Raw genomic sequence first — 25,086 nt, 5'->3', positions numbered from 1 at the left:
TTAGGTCGGTCCCCTCGCTTACTCGATGGTTCGTCCGCGTTGGTTGTCCGTTCAGCGAACCGCCGCGGCGCGCAGCTGGTTGATCTGGGATCGGACCATTGCCCTATGGGCCACGGTCAATTTGGTCTGGGTGGTCTTTGACATCACCTATGTGCCCTTTCGCACCTTCTGGTTGCAACGGAATCTGACCCCGATTCCGCAGGTGCCCCTGGTGGTCCCTCTGAAGGTCTTGCCCAATATCACCCCCCTCTATGACCCGGTGAAGGGCATTGAGCCCCATCGGGAGACCCAGGCTTACCTGCAGCACTTCGAGCAACTGGATGCAGCCCTTGCTCGGTCTACTTCGTTGACCAGTTCGGCTCAGCTGCGTCGCCAACAGGTGGCGCTGACCGAGGCGATGATCAATGAGAATCCCTTCGCCGCCTCCGGCAACAGCGGCACCCTGGAGAAGATCAAGAACCGCCTGCGCCAGCGTGCTGGGTTGGACTCTGCGAAGCAGTCCGCGGAACGCCTGCTCTCCGATCGCTGGCTCCAACGGAACACCTGGGAGGAGGAACGCCGCTTCTGGCAGCAGCAGATCCTGCCGTTGGTGGCGACGAGCTACTGGCGCTCGATTGATGAGAACGGACGCCCGAGTGATCACTTCTGGCGCTATGACCTGCTCCTATTCCAGAGCGTCTTCGCCTTTGACATCCTGCTGAGGATGCTGCGTTTGCGGCGTCGCTTTCCCGGCTTGAGTTGGCGAGATGCGCTGCTGCGGCGCTGGATCGACCTTCCTCTGTTGCTCCCCTTTTGGCGCTGGATGCGGCTGGCTCCGGTGGTGGAGCGCTTGAGTCAGGCCGGGATGATCAATGTTGAGCCGCTTCGGGCTGTCATCAGCCGCGGTGTGGTCTCACTGTTGGCCTTGGAGCTCTTTGAGGTGCTGGCCCTGCAGCTGGTGGATGGCACCCAATCGCTGATTCGCTCGCCCCAGTGGCCTCGCATGATTCGGAGCCTGCGCAGCCATCAGAGTGTGAGTGCCCTCCCGCCACAGCTCGAGCAGCCCCTGTTGGGCTTGCTGCAGCTGTGGGGCCCGATGGTCCTCGGTCAGGTCACCCCGCGGTTGACCCCGGAACTCCAATCCCTGCTCAGTCATGCACTGGAGCAAAGTCTGCGGGAGGTTCCTGGGGGTGCGGTGGTTCCTTCGGCCCTGGCGCGGCAACTCACCGCCAGCATGGTGGAGACGGTGGTTGAGCTGTCCAGGACAACGGCGGACCGTTTGGCACAGAACGATGACCGGCAAGCGGAACTGCTCCAGCGCTTTGGCGATCGCTTCTGGGAAGAGCTGGCAGCGGCCCTGGAGCGCGGGGACACCCTGGAGCGAAGCCAGGAGCTGCTCTGCGGCCTACTGCAGCAGGTGAAGCTGAACTACCTGGCTCAGGTCAACCGTGCCGGAATCGGTGCCTTGATGGAGGAGCTCGACGAGTTGACGGCGCCTGTCCCCGTTACCCCAGAGCCGCCTGCCACTCCTCAGGCTTGAAGCCCACCAGGACCGAGCCTGACTCCGTCATCGCAAAGGGACGCTTGATGAGTTTCCCATCGGCGGCCAGAGCTGCCAGGGCCTCCTCGTCGCTCAGAGCAGCTACAGCCGCAGCACCAAGGGCGCGGTAGCTCTGCCCACTTGTGTTGAACAGGCGCTTTCGACCAACGCTGTTGTAAGCCAGCTGAAGTTCCTCGAGGCTGGGAGGCTCCAAGGTGATGTCGACTAGATCGAGGTTGCCCTTCGCAACAGAAAAGCCCTGCTGGTCAAGCCAGTTCAGGGCTTTGCGGCAGGTACCGCATTTGGAATAACTGAAGAGCCGTAGACGGCCAGTGCTCACTTGCCCAGCAGGCTCTTGATGGCGCCCACGAGGCTGTTGGAGCCGCTGCCGGTGCCACCTTGGGGACGGGTTCTCACCGTCACATCACCATTGACGGTGGTGCGGCAGCTCAGGCGGTAGTTGGCGGGACGGTCAGCCAGGTAAACCTGCTCGACGTCGCTGCGGGGTGACAGGTTTTGCATTCCTTCAACCACCTCAACAACGCAGGTGCCGCACTGACCGACGCCACCGCAGTTATTGAGATTATTCAGACCGCCGTAGGGGTTCACCCCTGCGTCGACGGCCGCCTTGCGAAGGTTGGCTCCCTCGATGCATCCGACCTGCTGGCCTTCCTGTTCAAAACGGATGGTGGGCACGGTCGGGCGGGGATCTTCGGCGCCGACAAACTTAACCGGCCGGCGACGAACCTTGACGTTGTTTGGTTCGGCTGACACCAAATGCAGCCTCCTGCCGGGCTCCATCAGGCTGCCTAGCATTGGCCTTTCTCCGGCCCAAACGGTGCATCCATCGGGTTACGACCGTCTTCAAAGCCAAGTCATCCCCGGCTACGGAAGTCTGGCTCGCTTGGCGGTGGCCCTGCTCAGCAGCTCTCCAGCAGCCCAGGTTTCGGGTTCGTCGATTCTGGTGGCGGGCTGCGGCACCGGTGCTGAGTTGCTCGAAGCCATCGCGCAGCGTCCGGATTGGAACCTGACTGCGCTCGACCCCAGCGAGGAGATGTTGACTGCCTCCCGGCAACGGCTGGGTGAAGCTCCATCGATTAGCTGGCATCAAGCCACCGTTGAGGGATTTGTCGCAGGCGGTGAGGCTGCAGGCGGCTATGCCGGCGCCCTCTCAGTCCTGGTGCTCCAATCGCTCCCCGATGACGGCAGCAAGCTCGCCTACCTCAGCGCCCTGGCCAAGTGCCTCCAGCCAGGGGCCCAGTTGGTCTTGGTGGATTTGATGCGCAGTTCCCTCACCTCTTTGGAGCCCCAGCTGGATGCCGCGTGGGATCGTTTCCAGCGGGCCAGTGGACTGGACGTGACCCGAGAGCTCTTGCCCTCTGAGGGCCTGCATCCCATCGGTCTGGCGCGTCTAACCAGCTTGGTTAATGCGGCCGGCTTTGGTGATCCGGCGCGGGTCTTTCAAGCCCTCGGTTTTGAAGGGTTTTTGCTGCAGCGACAGGCCTAAAGCTGTTTTGCGGCGGCGCTGCAACGCTCGATCAGCGTGGGAACGGCCTCCGCATCGAGCCAGCCAAGGATGTCGACGACTCGCCCCTCCATGCTCTTGTAGGTCCGGAAGAACTCAGCAACCTCTTCCAGTTGCACCGGAGCCAATTGGCGGATGCTTTTGATCGCGCGTTGATTGGGATCAGCGGCAGGAACACAGAGGAGTTTTCCGTCGTGGGCTCCCTCATCGAGCATGTCGAGAATGCCGATGGGGCGAGCTTGAATGAGGCAGCCCGCAAAGGTGGGTTCATGCATGATCACCATCGCGTCCAGTGGAGCACCGTCCTCGGCGAGGGTGTTGGGAATGAACCCGTAATCGAAGGGATACCGCACCGAAGAGTGAAGGACCCGATCCAGGGCCATGACTCCAGCGGCTTCGTTGAACTCGTATTTATTGCGGCTTCCAGCTGGTATCTCCACCACCAGGTTCACTAGCCCTGGCTGCGGGGAAGCCTGCAGACTGCTCAAGTCCATGGCTGGGTTGCTCGATCACGCCGGAAGGGGGGGCCGCGATCCGGGGTGGATTGGGTCGACTGCCGAGCACACTGGCGATGGGAATCACCACAGTGCAAATGGCGACCACAAAGCCCAGGAGAGGAGCGGCAGTGTCATAGATCGGGCTTGAACTGAAAGGTTCTTCGCTCGATTCACTCGCCAGGGGTGTGGATCTGCTGCTTGCGGCTTGCGGAGGCACTGAGGCCTGATCCGCTGGGGTGCTCGCAAGAGCGGATCCGCTGGTTCGGGGAGGGGGGTCTGAGTCCATTCAGGGGGTTAGTTAAAACCCTCGAAAGAGATGAGTAACTGCATCCTGACATCCAGTGATGAGACTGTCAGGTGGGCGAGCTAACGATGGCCTAGGCCGCAGGGCGTTCCTGCTCGTGTTGATCGCGCCGGCTGTCGAGTGTGGTGGGGCTGAGGGCCGTGGCATCCAGCAGCTCACGGATCGTGCGCAGCTCATCGAGGATTGATCCCAACAGATGCTGGGTGGCAGTCGATGGGGAGTTCAGCACCTCAACGGTGACTTCCTTGATCCGGAGGACGTCCCTGGCGAACCGAGCCACTTCATTGGGGTGGAACATCAACGGTTCCTTCTGGTCGCTCCGGTATTCGGGGTTGAGCTTCCGTGGATTGAAGGCTGGGTTCAGGTTGCGCGGGTCGGTGTTGGTGTAGCGATAGACCGATGCCCGCGAGCGGTTTAACGAGCGTTGGACCTCATCGATGGTGATCAGGTTTTCCGATTGCTCTGATGAATTGGCTGCCCCTTCTGCGCTGCTCTCGATGGCCGCTGCTGCACTCGCGACCACTTGACCCATTCCTGCAGAAAACGAATGGGGGGTCATGAGACGTGCTTGCGACAAATTGGAATCGCTTGGAAATTAGCAGGCTTTCCTCTCTGCAACTGAAATTTTTTCTTGATTCCAGCTCCGCTTGTGGCGCTTTTTCAAGCGGGTGCGACGGATGCTCTCACGGGCCCCTGGTCGGTGAACCCGAGCTCGCTTGAGCAGGTGATAGCTTCCGGCCTCTTTCTTGGTCTGAATCCCATGCGCGTCTCCCGCCTGATGCTGGTGACGCTGCGGGACGATCCCGCTGAGGCCGAGATCGCCTCCCACAAATTGCTGCTCCGGGCCGGGTACATCCGCCGAATCGGCAGCGGGATCTACGCCTATTTGCCGCTGCTCTGGCGTGTTCTTCAGAAGATCTCCGCTGTCGTGCGCGAGGAACTGAATGCGGCCGGGGCCCTCGAGACGCTTTTGCCCCAGCTGCAGCCGGCTGAGCTTTGGCAGCGGAGTGGTCGCTGGGCCGGCTACACCGACGGCGAGGGAATCATGTTCCACCTCGAGGATCGCCAGGGGCGTGAACTTGGCCTCGGTCCCACCCACGAGGAGGTGATCACCGCTCTCGCCTCGGACCTGCTGCGCTCCTACAGGCAGCTACCGGTCAACCTGTATCAGGTTCAGACCAAGTTTCGCGATGAGATTCGTCCCCGCTTCGGTCTGATGCGGGGGCGCGAATTCATCATGAAAGACGCCTATTCCTTCCACGCCAACGAGGACTGCCTGAAGCAGACCTATGGCCAGATGGACCAGGCCTACCGCAGGATTTTTCAGCGTTGTGGCTTGAGGGCCGTGGCGGTGGAGGCCGACAGCGGTGCCATTGGGGGCTCCGCCAGTCAGGAATTCATGGTGACGGCTGAATCTGGCGAGGATCTGATCTTGGCCGCTGGAGATGGTCGCTACGCCGCGAACCAGGAGCGGGCTGTCTCTCTGGCGCCCCAGGCTCAGCCGTTGGAGGCAGCCCCGACAGCTGCACGAATCCCGACCCCTGGTCAGACCAGCATCGACGCCCTTTGTGAGGCCCACGGTTGGCACCCCACGCAGTTGCTGAAGGTGCTGCTTTTGCTGGCTCGTTTTGAGGATGGCTTGCAGCAGCCGGTCTTGGTCTCCCTCCGGGGTGACCAGCAGCTCAATGAGGTCAAGCTGAGCAACGCCCTGAGCCTTCGTCTGGCGGCCGAACACGGCACCTTGCTGGACTTGCAGCCGCTTCTGCCCGATGAGGCCGCCAAGCAGGGGCTTCAGGCAATCCCCTTCGGCTTCCTCGGCCCGGACCTCAGCGATGCGGTGCTCTTGGGTGGGAAGTCTTGGGCCCCACGTTTTGAGCGATTTGCCGATGGCACGGCCACCGACTTGAAGGCTTTTATTTGCGGCGCAAACCAGCGTGACGAGCACTGCGTCGGAGCCCGTTGGGAGGCCTTCGGTGGGGCGCCCATCTCAGACGATCTGCGGGCAGCACAGCCCGGTGATCGCTGTGTCCATGACCCCAGTCAAATCCTTGAAGCCAGCAGGGGGATCGAAGTGGGCCATATCTTCCAGCTCGGAAGGAAGTACTCCACCGCTCTGGAGGCCACCTTCACCAATGAATCCGGGGTGGAGGAGCCCCTTTGGATGGGTTGCTACGGCATTGGTGTGTCTCGGTTGGCCCAAGCTGCTGTGGAGCAGCACCATGACGCCAATGGCATTTGCTGGCCGACAGCGATTGCTCCTTATGAGGTGATCGTGGTGATTGCCAATGTCAAAGAGGAGGCGCAGGTTGAGCTGGCAGAACGCCTCTACAACCAGCTTCGTTTGGCCGGTGTGGATGTTCTCCTCGATGACCGCCCTGAGCGGGCTGGCGTCAAATTCAAGGATTCAGAACTGCTGGGGATCCCCTGGCGTGTGGTGGTTGGCCGGGGTGCCGCCGATGGACAGGTGGAGTTGGTTCAGCGCTGCAGCGGTGAAAAACAGGACCTCTCCGCTGAAGCCCTCGAATCCACCCTGCTGCCTCAGCTCCAGCTCGAGCGCCGGGGGATTCCCTTGGCCGAGGCCCCCTAGGATCCCGCTCAAGTTGAACCCAAGACCGATGGCAGCTGGTTGGCGTCGAATCAAAGCAGCCCTGCTGGCTGTCTGCCTGGGCCTGACCCTGCTGGTCACGGCTTGTTCAAGCAGCGGTGGTCCCCTCACCGGCAACTACGCGGAGGACACCGTCACCGTGGCTGACCAACTCATGGCCACCATCTCGATCAGTGCCGATGACCCTGGCCGCAGCGAAGCCGAAACCTCAGCACGGGCCCTGATCAACGACTACATGGCGCGCTACCGCCCTCAGTCCAAGGTCAACGGTCTGGCCTCCTTCACCACCATGCAGACGGCTCTGAACTCCCTGGCAGGCCACTACGCCAATTACCCCAATCGCCCTGTTCCCGACGCTCTGAAGGATCGTCTCAACAAAGAACTCAAGAAAGCCGAGACAGGCGTGGTTCGCGGAGCGTGATTCTCAAGCGGCGTCTCTAGGAAATCAAGCGGCTCTGATGGGCCGCTTTTTTTTCAACGTAATTCTGTAATTGTTTTGACGGAGGGTCACCCCATCTGAGATCCTTGACCCTTGTGCTTAGAAGCGGCTGCGGGCCGCTGTGTCCTTGGCCAACGTTGTCGTCATCGGTGCTCAGTGGGGTGACGAGGGGAAGGGCAAGATCACCGATCTCCTGAGTCGCTCGGCCGATGTGGTCGTTCGCTATCAGGGCGGTGTGAATGCCGGTCACACCATTGTTGTGGACGACAAGGTGCTGAAACTGCACCTGATTCCCTCCGGCATTCTTTATCCCGGAACCGTCTGTCTGATCGGCTCCGGCACCGTTGTGGACCCCAAGGTCATGATCGGTGAGCTGGACATGCTCGCTGAGAACGGCATTCCGGTGGACGACTTGCGTCTCGCCGCGACGGCTCACGTGACCATGCCCTATCACCGCCTGTTGGATCAGGCGATGGAGCAGCGCCGCGGAGATCAGCGGATTGGAACCACCGGGCGCGGCATTGGACCGACCTACGCGGACAAGTCCCAGCGCAACGGCATCCGAGTCATCGACATCCTGGATGAATCTCGCCTGCGTGAGCGCCTGGCTGGCCCCCTGGCTGAGAAGAACGAGATCCTGGACAAGATTTACGGCATCGAGCCCCTCGACTTCGATGCTGTCGTTGCGGAATATGTGGCCTATGGCCAGCGCCTGGCCCCCCATGTCGTGGACTGCACCCGCACCATCCACCAGGCAGCCAAGGCCAAGAAGAACATCCTTTTTGAAGGTGCCCAAGGCACCTTGTTGGACCTCGATCACGGCACGTACCCCTACGTCACCTCCTCGAACCCGGTTAGTGGCGGCGCATGCATCGGAGCAGGGGTTGGTCCAACCCTGATCGACCGCGTGATCGGTGTAGCCAAGGCCTACACCACCCGTGTTGGTGAAGGTCCCTTCCCCACAGAGTTAGAGGGCAGCCTCAATGACCATCTCTGCGATCGGGGTGGTGAATTCGGCACCACCACCGGCCGTCGTCGCCGTTGTGGTTGGTTCGACGGTGTGATCGGCCGCTACGCCGTTGAGGTCAACGGTCTGGATTGCTTGGCGATCACCAAGCTCGACGTGCTGGATGAACTCGACGAGATCCAGGTTTGTGTCGCCTACGAACTCGATGGTCAGCGGATCGAGCATTTCCCCGGCTCCGCTGAGGATTTTGCGCGCTGTCAGCCGATCTTCGAGACGCTGCCCGGCTGGCAAAGCTCCACCGCCGATTGCCGCCGTCTGGAGGATCTTCCCCCGACTGCAATGAGCTATCTGCGCTTCCTGGCTGAGCTGATGGAAGTCCCGATTGCGATCGTCTCTTTGGGCGCTGATCGTGATCAGACCATCGTGGTCGAAGATCCCATTCACGGTCCGAAGCGGGCCCTCCTGAGCCGCTAATCACCCATGCCTGAACAGAAGAGCTTGGACGTTGTCGGCATCGGCAACGCCATTGTTGATGTGCTCGTCCAAGCCGACGATCGGGTGATCGAGGGCTTCGGCCTGACCAAAGGGACCATGGCCCTGATTGATCAGGACCAAGCCGAGACCCTCTACTCCAAGCTCGGTCCAGGCCTGGAAACCTCTGGGGGCTCAGCTGCAAATACCTTGGCAGGGATCGCCCAGCTGGGCGGACGTGCGGGATTTATTGGTCGGGTGCGTGACGACCAGCTCGGCACGATCTTTGCCCATGACATTCGTGCTGTGGGTACGCGCTTTGAGACCCCTGCCGCAACGGTGGGGGCATCCACAGCCCGCTGCCTGATCCTGGTTTCCCCGGATGCACAGCGCACGATGTGCACCTATCTGGGGGCTTCAGTCGGCCTCGATCCCAGTGATCTGAATCTTGAGATGGTGGCCCAGGCCAAGGTGCTCTACCTCGAGGGCTACCTCTGGGACAGCGACGAGGCCAAGGAAGCATTCCTCGCCGCAGCCAAGGTCGCCAAAGAGAACGGAGCAGAGGTGGCCCTGAGCCTTTCGGATGCGTTCTGCGTCGAACGTCATCGCGACAGCTTCCTAGAGCTTGTCGACGGCCATGTCGACATCCTCTTTGCCAATGAGATGGAAATCACCTCCCTCTACAAGGCCAACAGCTTTGACGAGGCCGCCCAGGCGGTCCGCGGCCGTTGCCGCATTGCTGCTCTGACCCGCAGTGAGCAGGGATCCATCGTCCTCAGTGGTGACGAGTCCATCGCGATTAAGCCCTTCAACCTCGGTGCCCTTGTGGACACCACGGGTGCTGGTGATCTGTACGCCGGTGGATTCCTGCATGCCTACACCCAAGGTGAATCGCTGGAGCGCTGCGGCCAGCTCGCTTCCCTCTGTGCAGGCCAGGTGGTGACCCAGCTCGGTCCCCGCTCCCAGGTGGATCTCAAGGCCCTAGCCCAGACCCACCTCAGCTAGGGGCGGCAGGCGGCTGCGACCCAGGTTGCGTAGTCACCGCTGGCCTCTGCCGCCCAGCAAAGAAATTCCGGTGTCTCGTAGCTGTGGTGCTGCCGTACGGCGGTCTCCAGCGCGTCCCGTTGTTCGAGACGCGCTTTGATCAGCAACTGCACCTCGTCGCTGCTCTCGATCTGCCCTTGCCACCAATACATGGCCCGTTGTGGCTGAAGGGCAACGCAGGCCGCTAAGCGTTGCTCCAGCAACATCCGAGCGAGGGTCTCTGCGCTCTGTTGGTTGGCCTCGGTGGTCAGGGCCAGGATCAGCCGTTGGGTCATGGCCGGGGGTGAGGTGCTCCAACCTGGCGCAGCATCGCCTCCCGGGATAGTCCCGTGGGCTCATTGGCTGAGGGCGACCTGATCTGGATCAACGGCAGGCCTAGTTCCTGACTCAGGGATTGCCAGATCTGCTGGGTGATTCCCCCGGACTGCCTGCAGAGCACCCTGCTGATCTGCCAGCGGCGGCAGAGGGCTCGCTCAATGGCCCCCTCAGGTAGTGCCCCCGGCCGGACGCAGGCCAGATGCTCCGGCTCCAAGCCCGCGGCGAGGGCCAGGCGCAGGCTTTCAGGGTTGTCGAGGATCCGGGCGAAGTGCTGGGAGGCGGTGCTATGGCGCAAGGCCCTGGCCAGATGCCGGGAGCCAATCGCTAGCAGTAGTCGTTCTCCCGCCAGCTGCATGTCTTGGAGCTCTTTGAGATCACCAATCCAATGAATCCGAGTTCCAAGGGCGGGAAGCTGGGCCTCTCGCTGCAGTTGCAGTAGCGGTTGGTGCTGGGCCCTGCAGCGCCGTTGCAGCCTGCTGCTGATGACTTGGGCAAAGGGATGGGTGGCATCCAGGACCCACTGGGGCCTGTGGCTTCGCAGTAGATGATCAACCGCCTCGTCCCTTTCGAGCTGTCCCACCTCGAAGCGGAGATTGGGGTGGGATGGATAGGCCCGGATGGCCGCTTCGCTGACCACGCTGACCAGGACGCTCCAGCCGCGTTTCAGTAAGGCCTGGGCGAGGGGCGGACCATCTCCAGTGCCAGAGACCAACCAAATCGTCTCTGCTGGGTCCGAAGTCGAGGAATCCCCCTGGTGAAATTCCAGGCCTTGCATCAGGATGATGCCCCTCGTCCATGACCTGTCCTGTGAACCATTGCTTGCTGGAGGTAGAGGTGCTGGAGGCGCCTCAGGTGCGCTACACCCAGGACAACCAAACTCCAGTGGCGGAGATGGCCGTTCAATTTGATGGCCTGCGTCCTGATGATCCGGCGGGTCAGCTCAAGGTTGTCGGCTGGGGAAGTCTTGCTCAGGACCTGCAGAACAGGGTTCAGGTCGGTCAGCGCCTAATGGTTGAAGGCCGCCTGCGGATGAACACCGTGAGCCGTCAGGACGGGGTCAAAGAAAAGCGCGCTGAATTCACCCTCTCCCGTCTGCATCCGCTGGGTGCCAGCGCCGGTGCCGGCCGACCTGCTGCCGCAGCGCCGTCCTCGGCTCCCGCCCCAACCCGCGCCGCTGCTCCGGCTCCCGTCGCGGCCGCGGCTGCCGCTCAAGAGCAGCCTCCCACTTGGAACGCTTCACCCTTGATCCCCGATCTGCCTGAGGGCGAGGACGAGATTCCGTTCTGATCGCGCCTAGCCCGGAAGAAGGACTCAGTTGCTTGGGTTGAGCTGCTCCTGGGCTTGCTCGAGCAGTTGCCCCAGCTCCCGCTCCAGGGCCGCCAAGTCCAAGCGCAGCTCTGGCCAGCGACCCTGATCGAGCTGCTGCAGCAACCAAAGCCGGTCCCGCTGCAGCTGCTCAATCAGTTCCGTTGTGCTTGGGGCATCGTGTACTGGGTTTGGCTCTTGCCCCCCGTTGACCGAAGATGCCCGCATGCTCGCAATCGCTTCCCCCGGCAGCCTAGTCACCCTGGCAGGTGCTGCTCTGTCGGTCATTGGCTGGATCGGCTACGCCACCGCCAATCCCAACCTCAGCCTGCCGACCATTTTTTATGGCATTCCCATCCTGTTGGGTGGTCTGGCCTTGAAGTCGTCAGAGCTACCCCCAGCGGAGCTTCTCCCTGCGGAGTCAGAGGCCGTTGCCCTGCGCGAGGAGGCCTCCAGCAAAACCCTCCGCAAGTTGGTGAAGGATGTCACCCGCTGGCGCTATGGCCAGAAGGCTCACCTGGAGAGCTCACTGGAGGCCCTGAAACTTTGGGACGAAGATCAGCCCCCCCAGCTCGTTAGCGTTGCCGAGCGGGCCATCGGGGGCCGCTATGCCGTCGCAATGCGCTTCCGCTGCGAAGGGGTCCCCTATGAGCGTTGGCAGGACAAGCAGGACCGTCTGGGTCGCTTCTTTGACCGTGGCCTGCGGGCCGAGCTCAGCGAGCCGAGCAAGGGCGAGGTGCTGCTTGAGTTGTTGCCCGCTGCTGGCTAAACCTTGAGCGGTACGAGCGGGTAGCTTCCCGTTTCCTCGACCCCATCTTTCGACCGCGGTCTTTCCCTTGAGCGAACGTCCTGCTGATCGCACCGACGCCTTGCGGGTGTCGGTGCTGAGCGAAGCCCTTCCGTATATCCAGCGTTTCTCCGGACGCCGCGTTGTCGTGAAGTACGGCGGAGCTGCCATGGTCAGAGAAGACCTGCGTGATGCGGTCTATCGCGACTTGGTGCTGCTGGCTTCAGTTGGCGTGAAACCGGTGGTGGTCCATGGCGGTGGGCCAGAAATTAATGAGTGGTTGGGGCGCCTGAACATCGAGCCCCAATTCCGTAATGGGTTGCGGGTGACCTGCCCGGACACCATGGACGTGGTGGAGATGGTCCTGGTGGGCCGGGTCAATAAGCAAATCGTCAATGGGTTGAACCGTCTTGGCGCCCGGGCCGTGGGCCTCTCCGGCAGCGATGGACCGTTGGTGCGGGCCCGCACCTACGGCGATGGCGCCAATGGACTGGTGGGGGATGTGGCCGCGGTGGATCCCTCGGTGCTGTTCCCCCTGCTGGATGCCGGCTACATCCCGGTGATCTCCTCGGTGGCGGCCGATGGTGAGGGCCAGGCCCACAACATCAATGCCGACACCGTCGCCGGTGAGTTGGCCGCGGCATTGGAAGCGGAGAAGTTGATCTTGTTGACCGATACCCCGGGCATCCTTCGGGATCGGGAGGATCCCAGCTCTTTGATTCGATCCGTGAGTCTCTCCGGGGCCCGCGAGCTCATCAGCTCTGGCGTCGTGGCCGGCGGCATGACCCCGAAGACCGAGTGCTGCATTCGCGCCTTGGCCCAGGGGGTCGCCGCTGCCCACATCGTCGATGGCCGAACCCCCCATGCCCTGCTGCTTGAGGTGTTTACCGACGCAGGCATCGGCACGATGGTGACGGGCCGCTCCAACCTCTAGGTGTCGGTGGAGGATCCCGGGTCTGCTGAGGTGACGGACGGGGCGGATTCATCCGCGCTTCTCCCGGCGCGCGCGGCCCTGGAGAGGGGTGACTACGGGACCTGTGAACGGTTGCTGGAGCCACTCCTTGAGGCCCATGGCCCGGTGACTCCCTTCGGCGGCGAAGTGCGCCTCCTGTTGGCCACGGCCCAGTTGGGACGGGGTGATCATCAGGCCGCGGCAACAACGTGCCGAAGTCTTCGGGGCTGCCGCGATGCCGCTCTTCGCGCCCAGGCCAAGGGACTTCAGGAGATCCTCGACGCTCCGGCTTTGGTCAGGCCCCGTGAATGGTCGATGACCCTCCCCAGCCTGGGGGAGATGAAACCGTTGGAGGGCGAGCTCAAGGCCATGGCCCGTCAACGGCGGCGCCGCCGCCGTCCTCCTGAGCCGCCGCCGCCGCCCACCGGACCGACTCAAGCCCCAGTGGGCTTTGCTGTGGTGGCCGTCCTCCTGTTGCTGCTCACTGCGCTGCTCGGGGGCTGCGTCGATTTGGAGACGCAGCTCAACTTCCCCGCCCCAGGACGGTTGCAATTTGAGCAGCGCAGCCAATCCTTGACCGATCAGCCCCTGCCCTGGCAGGCCCAGTGGCGCCAATCACTTCGCGGCCGCCCATTGAAGGTGCACCAAGACCATGGCCGCCTGGAGGTGAGCTCCCCGGTCTTGCCTGCCGCTCAGGCCTTGCGCCTTCTCGAGAACAGCCTTGAGCAGGGGGCCAAGCTCGCCAATCTCGATCTTCCTGGGCCTGATTTGCAATTCAGCGAGCGCAACTGGCTCATTGGGGTGCGTCAACAGCTCTCCATTCGCTTGGACCTTGAGGCTCTGCAACCCCTACCGGGCCTGAAGCTGAGCGTTGGCCTTGAGCCGCTTGCGCTGCGCTCGATTAAGTCCTCCAGCCCCAACTCCGCCCAGGCCATCCGCCGCGGCAAGGGCAAGCCCGAGGCTGTCCGCTGGACCCTGGAGCCCGGCTCCATCAACACGCTGCGGCTCTCCTGTTGGCGATGGAGCAAGCTCGGCCTCGGCACCCTCGCCATCAGCCTGCTGCTCCTGCTGGTGGCCTTGCTTCAACGACTGCGCCTGGCCGCCGGTTTCGGCCTCCCCCAACTCCCGGCCTAGAGCTCCAGTGGATCTGGATCGATCGCCAGACTGACGTCGTTTGGCAAGAGCGCCCTCAGTTCGGTCTCCATGGGGAGGGGTAGATCTGAACCGGCGGGGCCATGGAGCAGTAGTTGCCAGCGGCTATTCCCTGCCACCCGCGCCACGGGGGCTGGGGCCGGTCCGATCAGTAACCAACCCTGTTGCATCAGTTCTGAGCGCAGGTGTTCCGCGAGGCTGGAGGCAGCGGTCGCAGTCCGACTGGCGGACGGCCCGGCGAGCCGCAGCAGGCAGGCCCGGCTAAAGGGCACGAGGGAAGCGGCCTGCCTCTGGCTCAGTTCCTCGGCCAAGAAGGCTTCATAGCGGCCGTCGACCAGGTGGCGAATGACTGGGTGCTCAGGGCTGTAGGTCTGCACCAAGACTTCCCCCGGGCGATCGCCTCGGCCCGCCCGGCCGGCCAGCTGGAGCAGCAGCTGCAGGCTTTCCTCGGCGGCCCGCAGATCGGGGCGATGCAGCAGGCCATCCGCGGCCAGAACAGCAGCCAGGGTGACGCGAGGTAGGTCCATGCCCTTGGCCAGCATCTGCGTTCCGATCAAGACATCGGCCTCTCCGCGTGCAAACCGCTCGAGGAGGTGGCGATGGCCATCGCGACCGCGGGTCGTGTCCCGATCGAAGCGCAGCAGCCGGAGGTCTTCTAATTCTTCGGAGAGGTGCTCCAGCACCTGTTGTGTTCCAGCTCCAAAGGGTTTGAAGGCGGTCGATCCGCAGTGTCTGCAGCGGCGTTCGATTTCAGCTCGATGGTCGCACCAATGGCAGCGAAGCCAGGAGCGCTCCCGTTGGCGGTGCACCGTGAGTGCAACGTCACAGTGGGGACACTGCACGACTTCACCGCAGCTCCGGCAACTCAAAAAGCTGCTGTATCCCCGGCGAGGCACCAGCACGACGGCCTGTTCACTGCGTTCTTTCAGGGTTTGAAGTCGATCCATGAGGGGCCGACTGACGAGTCGGCGATGCCCTTCGGCCAGTTCCTGCCGCATGTCCACCACCAGCACTGGTGGGAGAACGCTGGTGCCAATCCGTTTTGGTAGGCGCACCAGCTGGCATTCAGCCAGCGGTCCTTGGCAGGCCCGCCAGGTTTCCAAGCTTGGGGTGGCGCTACCAAGGACCAACTTGGCGCCACTGCTCTGGGCCCGCAGCTTCGCCACATCACGGGCGTGATAACAGGGCATGGGGCTGTCCTGCTTGTAGGAGCGGTCGTGCTCCTCATCGAGCACCACCAACCCCAGCTGTTGAAGGGGTAAAAAGATCGCCGATCGGGTGCCCACCACAAGTAGGGGCGAGTCGCTATTCAGGCAGCGGCGCCAGGTTCGGATCCGCGAGCCATCGCTGCAACCGGAGTGGTACTCAGCCACCGCTCCGCCAAAACGGGCTCGGCTGCGGTCCAACAGCTGGGGAATGAGGCCAATTTCCGGCGTCAGCAACAACACAGAGCGTCCGGCCTGGAGCTCGCGGGCTGCGGCCTGGAGATAGACCTCTGTTTTGCCGGCTCCGGTGACCCCCCAGAGCAGCAGTGTGCTTCCAGCTTTAGCCAGTTCGATGGCCGCTAGCGCCTGGGCCTGATCCGCTGTGAGTTGTTTGGGGTTGGCCTCGCCTGAGTGGCTGATCGCCCCTGTTTCCCTTGGACCGTGAAAGAGACGTCGTTCTCGCCGGATTGTTCCCCGGCGCAGGAGGGTGTCGCTGACAGATCGGCTGACCTGGGCGGACTCCAGAGCCTGGGTCTGCCAGCACTGGCCGCCATGCTCCTGAATGACCTGGAGCAGGCGTGTTTGTGCTGCGCTCCAGGTACCGCATTCCGCTTCAGTCGGCGGCTGGATCAGCTCCAACCAGAGTTGCTCCCGTTGCCGTTCCGCCGCTGAAGTGGCCCGTTGACCCAGCCAGCCAGGGGGCAGGACCGCCTTGAGTGTTCGAAACGATGTGGTCCGGCACTGCTGCGCAACCGTCTCAATCAGGCCCTGCCAATGCGGTTCAACCGCAGCCTTTTGATGGATTGTCTCAATCGGTTGTAAGGCTTTGCCTGCGAGTGCAGATGGGTGGTGTTCCAGCAGATCCACCACCAGTCCAATGTGGCGGCGTCCCCTGAGTCGAATCTGAACCAGATCTCCTCTGGCGCAGGGGAGTTGCTCGGGATTGCTGTAGGTAAAAACCTGCCCCTCACGGCCTGCTTCAAGCCAGACCTGGACCCAGGAACCCTGGGCATCAGCTGAGGCGGAGGCAGTCAATCTTGCAAAGCTCTTGGGAGTTTCTTAAGATGAGTCTGTTGAGCAGTCCATAGGGCTGCAGTCGGAACCAGGCAAAGTTCCGTCCAGCGGGAAGATCTTGAGGCCAGCCAGCTCTGCTGAGCGCCCGATCTGCGACCACCCCTGACAGCCTTGCCGGGCTTCTGGCCCATGTCTCGACCCCCCTTTTAATCCACCTCAGTTCGCCGCCGAGTTCCTTGGCACGCCTGCTGAGTTCGCTGACGCCTTTCCCCCATCAATCGCCCAAGTGTTCTCGCGCTTCTCTGGGTGCGAATGACTGACTTGGTTGGCCTGAGTGCCTGAGCCAAGTCGATTGATGGTTGGTCACCTGATCTTGATCTCGAGTCAGGCCCTTGAAGTCCGTCATCCGTCAGGTAGATCCATCTCTCTTGGGGATGATCTAGCTGATCTGCCATCCGCCTCAACTTCATTTAGCCGAACGCGATGAGTCCTGCTGCTGCGACCAAAAAGTCAGCGACCACCAAGAGCGCTTCGAAGGCACCCGCCAAAGAGAAGAAGCCCTCTGCTGAAATCCTGACTGTGGCGAATGCCTCCGGAGAGACGGTCAAAGTGACCAAGGCCAAGGCTGCCAGCAAGGCCAAGAAAGACGCAGAGGCCGCCAACAAGGTCAGCCCGACGAAGGCCAAAGCCACCAAGACATCCGCCAGCAGCAAGAAGAGCGCTTCAACCAAGGCTGCTTCAACCAAGGCTGCTTCTACGAAGGCCGCCTCATCGAAGGCTGCCTCAACAAAGGCGTCTGCTTCGAAAGCCAGCGGCAATAAAGCGGCTGCGGCGGATCTCGATAAGGCCGCTGATCAGTTGTTGGCTGCTGCGGGCCAAGCCCCGGCCGCCGATTCCAAGGCCTCTGAGAAGGACGCCGCTAAAACCGCTAAGGCCCTCGCCAGCATCAAGATCGGGCCCAAGGGCGTCTACACCGAAGACTCCATCCGGGTTTACCTCCAAGAAATCGGTCGGATCCGTCTGCTGCGGCCCGACGAAGAAATCGAGCTGGCCCGCAAAATTGCTGATCTGCTTCAGCTCGAGGAGCTCGCCAATCAGTTCGAGGCGGACAACGGCCACTATCCCGAAACCAAGGAGTGGGCGGCTCTCGTCGAGATGCCCTTGGTGAAGTTCCGCCGGCGCCTGATGCTGGGCCGCCGCGCCAAGGAAAAGATGGTGCAGTCGAACCTGCGTCTGGTGGTCTCGATTGCGAAGAAATACATGAACCGGGGTCTGAGCTTCCAGGATCTGATTCAGGAAGGTTCCCTCGGCTTGATTCGCGCTGCCGAGAAGTTCGACCACGAGAAGGGCTACAAGTTCTCGACCTACGCCACCTGGTGGATTCGTCAGGCGATTACCCGTGCGATCGCTGACCAGTCCCGCACCATTCGTCTTCCGGTGCACCTTTACGAGACCATTTCTCGGATCAAGAAGACCACCAAGACCCTCTCCCAAGAGTTCGGCCGGAAGCCCACCGAAGAGGAGATCGCTGAGTCGATGGAGATGACCATCGAGAAGCTCCGTTTCATTGCCAAGAGCGCCCAGCTGCCAATTTCTTTGGAGACGCCGATCGGTAAGGAAGAGGATTCCCGTCTCGGTGACTTCATCGAAGCCGACATCGAAAATCCTGAGCAGGATGTTGCCAAGAACCTGCTGCGGGAAGACCTCGAGGGAGTGCTGGCCACCTTGAGCCCCCGCGAGCGTGATGTTCTGCGCTTGCGCTACGGACTCGATGATGGCCGGATGAAGACCCTCGAGGAGATCGGTCAGATCTTTGATGTGACCCGCGAGCGGATCCGTCAGATCGAAGCCAAGGCTCTACGCAAACTGCGGCACCCCAACCGCAATGGCGTCCTCAAGGAGTACATCAAGTAACCAACCTGTTGGGTTTGTCCAACACGGTTTAAGGTTCAGGCGCCGGCGGGATCTCTCGCCGGCTTTGTCTTGAGGATTTCATGGGCTTGCGGGTCTCGATTGTTCTGCCCACGTACAACGAACGGGGCAATATCGAGCCGCTCCTGGCCCAGCTGCTTCCCCTCGGTGAGCAGTGGGACTTGGAACTGCTGGTGGTGGATGACGACTCGGCCGATGGAACCGCCGAGCTGGTGCGTCAGCTTGCCCACAACGAGCCGCGGCTTCGTCTGATTCGTCGGGTCGGCCGCTCTGGCTTAGCCAGCGCCATTAAGGAAGGTCTGCTGGATGCCACCGGTGATTTGGTGCTGGTGATGGACAGCGATGGCCAGCATGAGCCGGGTTCGGTTCGCCGGGCGATCGAAACCCTGGAAGCCGGGGGCTCGGATCTGGTCATCGGTAGCCGCTTCCATCCGGAGGCCCAGATCCTCGGGCTGAGTGACCGCCGAGAGACGGGATCTACCTGGGCGAATGCCAGTGCCCGCTTCAGCTTGCCGAAGCGCTACGCCCATCTCACGGATTACATGAGCGGCTTCTTTGCCCTGCGCCTTGAGCCCTTGCTTCCTTTGATCCGGGGTGTGGATGTCAACGGTTTCAAGTTCCTCTACGAACTCCTGGCCGTCAGCCGTGGCCGCTTGAGCACCGCGGAGGTGCCCCTGACCTTTCAACCCCGCACCTATGGCAGCTCCAAGTTGGATCTGGCCATCTTTTGGGACTTTTTGATCTCGATCCTCCATACCCTGAGCTTCCGCCTGTTGCCCAGACGCGCCATCAGCTTTGGTTTGGTAGGGATCAGCGGTGTCCTGGTGCAGTTACTGATTACCCAGCTCTTCATGGCCCTTTGGGGCCTGGGCTTTGAGCAGGCTCTGCCGATCGGCGTGATCTCGGCCGCCAGTTCTAACTACCTGATTAACAACGCCCTGACCTTCCGCTTCGCTCGCTTGAAGGGCGTTTTGCTGGTTCGTGGTCTGCTGAAGTTCCTCCTTGTGGCATCCCTGCCGGTGATGGCGAATGTGGGCTTGGCTTCGGCCTACTACAGCCTTGTTGCACCAAATGCCTTTTGGGCGCAGTTGGCCGGCATCGTTGTGGTCTTCGTCTGGAACTACGCCGCCAGCAGCCGCTTCGTCTGGAACACCCCCAACTAGTGATGCAGCGGCTTAGAACCTGGCTGGATGCCAACCCCTCTCGCGCCCTCGGTGCAGCCTTGGCGGCCCTCTTGGGCCTTTGCCTGCTGGCCTTTTTTAACCAGCTGGGCAGCTTGGGTCTGCTCGATAAGACCGAAGGGCTCTTTGTCGAGGTGCCGCGCCAGATGGTGCTGAGCGGTGACTGGGTCACCCCCCGCTGGAACGGCGAGACCTTTTTTGACTACCCCGTTTGGGGCTACTGGATGGTGGGCCTCAGCTTCCAGCTGTTCGGCATCAGTGAATGGGCGGCCCGTTTGCCGGCTGCCCTTGCGGCCACAGCCGTGGTCTTTGCGCTCTTTGGCCTACTGCTCGCCCTCGCGCCTGCCCAGGAGTCCGTCAGTGACCGGCTTGGACGGGCCACCCTCTGCAGCGGCCTCTTGGCCTTGACTCCAGGTTGGGTGGGCTGGGGCCGCTCGTCCGTCACCGACATGTTTTTGGCCAGTGGGATCAGCCTGGCCTTGCTTGGTTTCGCGCTGGCCTATTGGCGCCGGGACCGGCCTTGGCTGCGCCAGCTCGGACATTTCGCCCTGGCGCTCTTCTGCGGGATCGCGGTGCTGGCGAAGGGACCCGTGGGGTTGCTTTTGCCCGGCCTCGTGATCATTGGCTTTCTGCTGTTGCGTCGTGATCTCTGGCCTGAGGTCCGGCAGACCCCCTGGCTGCCGCTGCTGTCCCTCTTCATCGGCGTCACCCTGCCTTGGTACGCGGCCGCGACCCAGGCGAACGGCTTCGACTTCCTGGCGCGCTTCATCGGTTTCAGCAACCTGGAGCGCTTCACCTCCGTCATCTACGCCCACCCCGGTCCCCCTTGGTTTTATTTGCCCTGGTTGCTGCTCTTGGCGCTGCCCTGGTCGCTGTATCTCCCCGTGGCGATTCTCGATCTGCAGGTCTGGGCCCCCCAGCGCTGGCACCGCGCTGATGCGGGAACGGCCCTGGCGCAATTGGCGCTGATTTGGCTGGTCGTTGTCGTCGCCTTCTTCTCGGCGGCCGCTACCAAGTTGCCTGGCTACATCCTTCCGGTTGTTCCCGGTGTGGCTCTGCTGGTGGGACTGTTCTTTGCCCCCCTTTCGGCGCGTCCCCCCCGCCCGGTCTGGCTGGATCGCCTGCAGCGCGGCAGCGGCTGGTTCAACGCTCTGTTGCTTGGAGCGATGGCGTTGGCGGCGGTGCTCGCCCCACGCCTGATCGAGGTGGACCCCTCCTATCCCGGCTTTGCCGATGCGATCGCGCGCTCGGGTTTGCCCTGGCTTCTGGCCCTGCCGCTTGCCGCCGCCTGCGCTGGCTTGATCGTCTTGCTGCGGGCCGCGAACCCGGAGGCACTGCGTTGGTTGTGGCTGCCCAATGCTGCTGGCTTCGCGGCGGTGTTTGCCCTGGTGATTCCAGTCTTGGCGCCCTTAATGGACCGCGAGCGGCTCTTGCCCATTCGGGTCTTGGCACGTCAGGCCGCCGCTGCGGCGGAGCCCGGAGAGGCGCTGTTGGTGGCGGGCTACAAGCGCTACAGCGTGGTCTTCTACAGCGGACGGCCTGTGCTGTTCGTGCACGATGCCCGCTCCGCTCGAGAGCAGCTGGAGGCGCAAGCCAGCGCTGCTGGATCGGTTTTGGTCTTGGGGTCCGATCGGGAGCTCTTGGACCTTGGCGTGGGACCGGGTGATGCGGAACTGCTCGGTCGTTTGGATGCCCACCGCTTGATCAGACTGGACCGCAGCACCCTCGAACAGTTGAGCGAAAGACCTTGATCGCCATGCCTCCTGTTGTTCGCGAGTGGCTGCACGTTCTCGGCCGGCGGCGCCTCTTCATTGCTCTGGCCATCGCGGTGGTGCTGCTGGTGGCGGGTCCCAGCCTCAAGGCCAATGCTCCGGACGCATGGGATCGGGCCCTGCTCGATGGGCTGCATCAGCAGATCCCGGAGTGGTTAGGTCAGCTGTTGCTCGTGGTCTATCAAGCCAGCGGTGTTCACGTGACCGCCGTGCTGGTGTTGGCCGTCCTCAGCTTTCTGGCCTTCAAGCGGTTTTGGCCTGATTTGGTTTGCCTGGTGGCGGGAACCGGGGGGATCTTGGTGATCGTTGACCGTCTTCTGAAGCCCTGGTTTGATCGACCGCGGCCCGACGCCAGCCTGCTGGAGCTGAGTGGCCGCAGCTTCCCCAGTGGCCATGCTGCTGGCTCGGTGGTCTTTTATTTCATGAGCTGCACCCTGCTGGCCGCCCATTATCCGCGGCTGCGCAGGCCCCTGTTTGTCCTCTCAAGCCTCTGGGTGGCGCTGGTCTGGCTGAGCACGCTCTACTGCCGAGCCCACTGGCCAAGCGACATCCTGGCGGGGGCGGCCGTCGGTTATGTGTGGCTCAGCTTCTGCCTCGCGGGGTTCACCGTCTGGGAGCGGCACCATTCCAATCCTTCCTCTTCCCATGGCTGACGTCCCCTCGCTGCTGGCTTCGCTGAAGGGACTGCGTTCAGCCCCAACGTTGTCCGCGGCTGAGCAGGGCCAGCTGTCCGAAGAGCTGATGGCTGCGCTGGCCACTTGCGAGTGGTTCACCGTTGGCGTCATGGCCCCCTCTGCCGCCGTCGCCGTCGCAAGCCTGCGGGCTCTGGAGGCGCGGCTCTCCTGGGAGGCCCTGGAACTGGATCCCGCTTGCGAAGAGCTGGCCTCCATTGAGGGTCCCGTCTTCCTCAAGGCCAACCAGAACACCGGGCGGTTCCTGGTGCGCCGCGAGACCGGCCTCGGCGAAGGCCTGCTCATCACCGGCCACAACCCTGTGGATTCCAGCACCGAAGACACCTGGGGTCCTCTTCCCTTAGGTCTGATCGGCTGAGCTGGGCACACGCGACGACTGATCAAGACTTACTAGGCCTTTGGCCGGGATGGGCACTCCACTCCTTAGGCTTGTCGGCTGTGATTCGGCGGCTTTTTGCTGCCTTGATGCATTCCGATGGCTGGTTCCCAACTGCGCATTGCCTCCCGCCGCAGCCAGCTGGCCATGGTCCAGACCCATTGGGTGCGTGACGAGCTGGCTAAGGCCCACAACGGTCTGGAGATCACCATCGAAGCGATGGCCACCCAGGGCGACAAGATCCTTGACGTGGCCCTGGCCAAGATTGGTGATAAGGGTTTGTTCACCAAGGAGCTCGAGGCTCAGATGCTGGTGGACCGCGCTGACATCGCCGTCCACAGCCTGAAGGATCTCCCTACGAACCTTCCCGAAGGCCTGATGTTGGGCTGCATCACCGAGCGGGAAGATCCTGCCGATGCCTTGGTGGTGCACGAGAAGCACAAGGACAAGACCCTTGCGACCCTTCCTGAGGGGGCCGTGGTGGGCACCAGCTCCCTTCGCCGTTTGGCCCAGCTGCGTCACCACTACCCACACCTCACCTTCAAGGATGTGCGCGGCAATGTGATCACTCGCCTGGAGAAGCTCGATTCCGGCGAGTTCGATTGCCTGATCCTGGCCGCTGCCGGGCTCGGCCGCCTGGGCTTGGGGGATCGGATCCATGAGCTGATCGATCCGTCCATCTCTCTCCATGCCGTCGGTCAAGGAGCCCTGGGGATTGAGTGCCGCGATGGCGACACCAAGGTGCTGGAGCAGATCAAGGTTCTGGAGCACGTTCCAACCGCCCGTCGCTGTCTCGCCGAGCGCGCCTTCCTTCGCGAACTCGAGGGTGGTTGTCAGGTGCCCATCGGCGTCAATACCCGTTTTGAGGGTGACCAGCTGGTGGTGACCGGCATGGTCGCCAGCCTCGATGGCAAGCGTCTGATTCGTGATCAGGTCCAGGGTGATCAAACCAACCCCGAAGCCCTTGGGATTGACTTGGCCCACAAACTGAAGGCCCAGGGAGCAGGAGAGATCCTGGAGGAGATCTTTGCAACCGTTCGGCCCGAGGCCTGACACCCTTCCGGAAGGGGCCCTGCCCGAGCTGGATGAGGCTCGGCCCCTTCCCTTTCAGTGGAGCCTGTTGGCATGGGCCGCCCTCGTTGGGGGCCTGACCGGATTGGCCGTTGTCGGCTTCCATGAGCTTCTCGGTCTGATCAACAACGGTTTGTTTGGTCCCGCCGTGTCCTGGGCCCTCGCTCTGGTGGGCCAGGTTCAGCCGCAGCCTCCGGTTCTTCCTGCTGAACCCTTGCCTGTGGACAGCGGTACACCGCTGCGGGCGCTGCTGCAGATCGGCCTGGGGGGGGTGGGGTTTTTGCCTGACCAGGCTCCACTGCCTCCGGACCCTGCCCCGGCTCTCGCTGGAGACCTTCCTCTGTGGTTGGCCTCTTGGCCCGTGGTGCTGATGCCGGTCCTCGGTGGATTGGGGGTTGGCGTGCTGAGGCTCTGGTCGAAGGATCTCGGCCCTGGCCTGCCCAGCTTGATGGCCATGGCCGATGGAGCTGTTCAGGCCAAGCCCAAGCTGCCGTTTCAGCGGTTGCTTGGGGCCTCGTTGAGCCTTGGCAGTGGTGCTTCTCTGGGCCCTGAGGGCCCCAGCGTGGAGAGCGGCGGAAATATTGGTCTCTGGCTGGGGATGCGCGGGGGCCTGCCCCCCGAGTCACAGAAGGCCTTGGTCGCCGCTGGCGTCGCCGCCGGACTCGCCGCGGGCTTCAAGGCGCCCATCGCTGGCGTTTTTTTCGCTTTTGAAGGGAGCTACAGCACCATTCCCGGTCGTCCCAGCATTCGCGCGGTGCTGGTGGCGGCGGTGGCCTCCGCCCTGGTGACCCAGTTGTGCCTGGGCAGTGATCCGATCTTTCGGCTCCCGGCTTACGAGGTGCGCTCCCCCCTGGAGTTACCCCTGTATCTCGGACTGGGCCTCTTGGCCAGCGGGGTTTCCCTGGCTCTGTTGCGCCTGCTGGCGGCTGGCCGGAGTCCAGCTGCCCAGCGGCTATTGGGACGGCTGCCCTCATGGCTGTTGCCAGGGTTCGGAGGCTTGGCCATCGGTCTGATGGCCTTGGGTTTCCCTCAGGTGCTGGGGGTTGGCTACGACACGATCGAGGCCCTGCTGGGCAGTGGCGGCGGGATTGCCCTGCTGACTCTGGTGGGACTCTTGCTGGTGAAGCTCTTGGCCACCGCTTTGAGCAGTGCCACGGGATTTGTGGGTGGCGGTTTTGCGCCGTCGCTCTTTGCCGGGGCTGTGTTGGGCAATGTCTACGGCCAATTGCTTGGGGATAGCGGCTTTGGTCTACCGGTGGCGGAACCTCCGGCCTACGCCATGGTCGGGATGGCCGCGGTCCTCGCCGGAAGTGCCCGTGCTCCGCTCACCGCCCTGTTGCTGCTGTTTGAGCTGACTCGGGACATTCGCATCGTCTTGCCGTTGATGGCGGCAGCCGGCCTGAGTGCGGCCCTGGTGGAGCGTTGGCAGGGCTTGGCTGACCCTGGATTACTGGGACCGGATCGACTGGAGGACCAGCGTCGTCATGCCCTGGCGGCCCTGCCGGTGCTTGAAGCCTTTGAGCCGGAGGCCCCGTTGGTCCTCAATGCTGCGGAGTCAGCCCAGTCGGCCCTGCAGCAACTGCTTTCGGCCCATGGCCACTGCTTGATGGTCGCGCAGGAGAACTGGGTCGTTGGGCTCGTGACCCTGGCGGATTTGCAGCGCGCGCTTACGGGGTTGGGGCCTGCGGTCACCTTGGCGGAGTGCCGTCGCTCCGATTTGCTGTGGCTTCCTGCGTCAGCGAACCTTGCCCAGCTTGAAGATCAGCTCCGCCCCAACGGCCTGCGTCAACTGCCGGTCTTTGATCTCAGCCTGCCTGACCTGCCCCATCTCCCCAGTGCTCTGCCCACCAGCGGATTGCCGGTGAAGGCTTTGCAGGGGCTGGCGAGCCGCGATGGGATGGCGCGTGCCATGGCCCGTGCCCAAGCCATGAAAAAGGCCCCCGACTGGGGGCCTTGAT

General features: G+C 62.7%; 25 protein-coding genes. 17 read left to right on the top strand and 8 right to left on the bottom strand.

Annotation, left to right across the window (positions count from 1 at the left end; translation table 11 throughout):
• Window positions 1-25 precede the first annotated feature (25 nt).
• Window positions 26-1,519 (top strand): hypothetical protein, encoded by a 1,494-nt coding sequence (locus ACLM42_RS06170; protein WP_415400080.1) that lies wholly within the window; start codon window positions 26-28, stop codon window positions 1,517-1,519.
• Here ACLM42_RS06170 and ACLM42_RS06165 read toward each other — a convergent pair.
• Both ACLM42_RS06165 and ACLM42_RS06160 read right to left on the bottom strand, forming a co-directional pair.
• On the bottom strand, window positions 1,485-1,859 hold the full coding sequence (locus tag ACLM42_RS06165) for a Spx/MgsR family RNA polymerase-binding regulatory protein (protein WP_415400079.1): 375 nt from the start codon (window positions 1,857-1,859) through the stop codon (window positions 1,485-1,487). The two genes, ACLM42_RS06170 and ACLM42_RS06165, sit on opposite strands and share 35 nt — an antisense overlap.
• Complete coding sequence (locus ACLM42_RS06160) at window positions 1,856-2,215, bottom strand: 2Fe-2S iron-sulfur cluster-binding protein (RefSeq protein ID WP_247912077.1); 360 nt, start codon at window positions 2,213-2,215, stop codon at window positions 1,856-1,858. The genes ACLM42_RS06165 and ACLM42_RS06160 overlap by 4 nt, the downstream gene beginning before the upstream one ends.
• A 142-nt stretch (window positions 2,216-2,357) precedes the next feature.
• On the opposite strand from ACLM42_RS06160, the gene ACLM42_RS06155 reads away from it, so the two are divergent.
• Window positions 2,358-3,026, top strand: coding sequence for a class I SAM-dependent methyltransferase (locus tag ACLM42_RS06155; RefSeq protein ID WP_415400078.1), 669 nt, complete (start codon window positions 2,358-2,360; stop codon window positions 3,024-3,026).
• On the opposite strand, the gene ACLM42_RS06150 is transcribed toward ACLM42_RS06155, so the two are convergent.
• Both ACLM42_RS06150 and ACLM42_RS06145 read right to left on the bottom strand, forming a co-directional pair.
• On the bottom strand, window positions 3,023-3,538 hold the full coding sequence (locus ACLM42_RS06150) for an inorganic diphosphatase (RefSeq protein WP_415400077.1): 516 nt from the start codon (window positions 3,536-3,538) through the stop codon (window positions 3,023-3,025). The genes ACLM42_RS06155 and ACLM42_RS06150 overlap by 4 nt on opposite strands.
• Before the next feature lie 380 nt (window positions 3,539-3,918).
• Window positions 3,919-4,377: a hypothetical protein gene (locus ACLM42_RS06145; RefSeq protein ID WP_415400076.1), complete on the bottom strand. Its 459-nt coding sequence runs from the start codon at window positions 4,375-4,377 to the stop codon at window positions 3,919-3,921.
• A 228-nt stretch (window positions 4,378-4,605) separates the two neighbouring features.
• On the opposite strand from ACLM42_RS06145, the gene ACLM42_RS06140 reads away from it, so the two are divergent.
• The 4 genes from ACLM42_RS06140 to ACLM42_RS06125 all read left to right on the top strand — a co-directional run bounded on the left by ACLM42_RS06140 (window position 4,606) and on the right by ACLM42_RS06125 (window position 9,332).
• Window positions 4,606-6,432: a proline--tRNA ligase gene (locus tag ACLM42_RS06140; RefSeq protein ID WP_415400075.1), complete on the top strand. Its 1,827-nt coding sequence runs from the start codon at window positions 4,606-4,608 to the stop codon at window positions 6,430-6,432.
• Window positions 6,433-6,460: 28 nt separating this feature from the next.
• On the top strand, window positions 6,461-6,871 hold the full coding sequence (gene psb27 / locus ACLM42_RS06135) for a photosystem II protein Psb27 (protein WP_247910785.1): 411 nt from the start codon (window positions 6,461-6,463) through the stop codon (window positions 6,869-6,871).
• Window positions 6,872-7,010: 139 nt separating this feature from the next.
• On the top strand, window positions 7,011-8,330 hold the full coding sequence (locus ACLM42_RS06130; RefSeq protein WP_247910786.1) for an adenylosuccinate synthase: 1,320 nt from the start codon (window positions 7,011-7,013) through the stop codon (window positions 8,328-8,330).
• 6 nt (window positions 8,331-8,336) lie between these two features.
• A complete protein-coding gene (locus ACLM42_RS06125) occupies window positions 8,337-9,332 on the top strand; it encodes an adenosine kinase (protein ID WP_415400074.1) in 996 nt (331 codons plus the stop codon).
• On the opposite strand, the gene cutA is transcribed toward ACLM42_RS06125, so the two are convergent.
• Entirely contained in the window at window positions 9,329-9,646 is a 318-nt protein-coding gene (gene cutA, locus ACLM42_RS06120) for a divalent-cation tolerance protein CutA (protein ID WP_415400073.1), read from the bottom strand. The two genes, ACLM42_RS06125 and cutA, sit on opposite strands and share 4 nt — an antisense overlap.
• Window positions 9,643-10,464 (bottom strand): precorrin-6A/cobalt-precorrin-6A reductase, encoded by an 822-nt coding sequence (locus ACLM42_RS06115; protein WP_415400072.1) that lies wholly within the window; start codon window positions 10,462-10,464, stop codon window positions 9,643-9,645. The genes cutA and ACLM42_RS06115 overlap by 4 nt, the downstream gene beginning before the upstream one ends.
• 32 nt (window positions 10,465-10,496) lie before the next feature.
• Here ACLM42_RS06115 and ACLM42_RS06110 point away from each other — a divergent pair, with 32 nt between their 5' ends.
• Complete coding sequence (locus tag ACLM42_RS06110; RefSeq protein ID WP_247912078.1) at window positions 10,497-10,976, top strand: single-stranded DNA-binding protein; 480 nt, start codon at window positions 10,497-10,499, stop codon at window positions 10,974-10,976.
• 24 nt (window positions 10,977-11,000) lie between these two features.
• On the opposite strand, the gene ACLM42_RS06105 is transcribed toward ACLM42_RS06110, so the two are convergent.
• Entirely contained in the window at window positions 11,001-11,222 is a 222-nt protein-coding gene (locus ACLM42_RS06105) for a hypothetical protein (protein WP_247910790.1), read from the bottom strand.
• Between ACLM42_RS06105 and ACLM42_RS06100 the strand changes: the two genes are divergently transcribed.
• From ACLM42_RS06100 to ACLM42_RS06090, 3 genes are all read left to right on the top strand, one after another.
• Window positions 11,221-11,763, top strand: a complete 543-nt coding sequence (locus ACLM42_RS06100) for a DUF2854 domain-containing protein (RefSeq protein ID WP_415400071.1) — start codon at window positions 11,221-11,223, stop codon at window positions 11,761-11,763. The genes ACLM42_RS06105 and ACLM42_RS06100 overlap by 2 nt on opposite strands.
• A 67-nt stretch (window positions 11,764-11,830) precedes the next feature.
• Complete coding sequence (argB, locus tag ACLM42_RS06095; protein ID WP_415400070.1) at window positions 11,831-12,715, top strand: acetylglutamate kinase; 885 nt, start codon at window positions 11,831-11,833, stop codon at window positions 12,713-12,715.
• A gap of 6 nt (window positions 12,716-12,721) precedes the next feature.
• Entirely contained in the window at window positions 12,722-13,867 is a 1,146-nt protein-coding gene (locus ACLM42_RS06090) for a DUF3153 domain-containing protein (RefSeq protein ID WP_415400069.1), read from the top strand.
• Here the strand turns inward: ACLM42_RS06090 and priA are convergent.
• Window positions 13,864-16,125, bottom strand: a complete 2,262-nt coding sequence (gene priA / locus ACLM42_RS06085) for a primosomal protein N' (RefSeq protein ID WP_415400068.1) — start codon at window positions 16,123-16,125, stop codon at window positions 13,864-13,866. The genes ACLM42_RS06090 and priA overlap by 4 nt on opposite strands.
• Window positions 16,126-16,587: 462 nt before the next feature.
• On the opposite strand from priA, the gene rpoD reads away from it, so the two are divergent.
• The 7 genes from rpoD to ACLM42_RS06050 all read left to right on the top strand — a co-directional run bounded on the left by rpoD (window position 16,588) and on the right by ACLM42_RS06050 (window position 25,085).
• Entirely contained in the window at window positions 16,588-18,018 is a 1,431-nt protein-coding gene (rpoD, locus tag ACLM42_RS06080) for an RNA polymerase sigma factor RpoD (protein WP_415400067.1), read from the top strand.
• Between the two features lie 80 nt (window positions 18,019-18,098).
• A complete protein-coding gene (locus ACLM42_RS06075; protein WP_247910796.1) occupies window positions 18,099-19,199 on the top strand; it encodes a glycosyltransferase family 2 protein in 1,101 nt (366 codons plus the stop codon).
• 2 nt (window positions 19,200-19,201) lie between these two features.
• Window positions 19,202-20,968, top strand: coding sequence for a glycosyltransferase family 39 protein (locus ACLM42_RS06070; RefSeq protein ID WP_415400066.1), 1,767 nt, complete (start codon window positions 19,202-19,204; stop codon window positions 20,966-20,968).
• Between the two features lie 5 nt (window positions 20,969-20,973).
• Window positions 20,974-21,642, top strand: a complete 669-nt coding sequence (locus tag ACLM42_RS06065; protein ID WP_415400065.1) for a phosphatase PAP2 family protein — start codon at window positions 20,974-20,976, stop codon at window positions 21,640-21,642.
• Entirely contained in the window at window positions 21,635-22,039 is a 405-nt protein-coding gene (locus ACLM42_RS06060) for a DUF1824 family protein (protein ID WP_415400064.1), read from the top strand. Before ACLM42_RS06065 ends, ACLM42_RS06060 begins: the two co-directional genes overlap by 8 nt.
• Window positions 22,040-22,156: 117 nt before the next feature.
• The gene (hemC, locus tag ACLM42_RS06055) at window positions 22,157-23,110 is read left to right on the top strand and encodes a hydroxymethylbilane synthase (protein ID WP_415400063.1); all 954 of its coding nucleotides are present in this window, start codon (window positions 22,157-22,159) and stop codon (window positions 23,108-23,110) included.
• Window positions 23,085-25,085 (top strand): chloride channel protein, encoded by a 2,001-nt coding sequence (locus ACLM42_RS06050; protein WP_415400062.1) that lies wholly within the window; start codon window positions 23,085-23,087, stop codon window positions 25,083-25,085. The genes hemC and ACLM42_RS06050 overlap by 26 nt, the downstream gene beginning before the upstream one ends.
• The last annotated feature ends 1 nt before the right edge of the window (window position 25,086 follow it).

Source organism: Synechococcus sp. W4D4 (assembly GCF_047716805.1).
In the GTDB taxonomy this organism is placed as follows: domain Bacteria; phylum Cyanobacteriota; class Cyanobacteriia; order PCC-6307; family Cyanobiaceae; genus Vulcanococcus.
The sequence above is the reverse complement of the archived record's forward strand: the minus strand, read 5'-3'. Positions and strand labels throughout refer to the sequence as shown.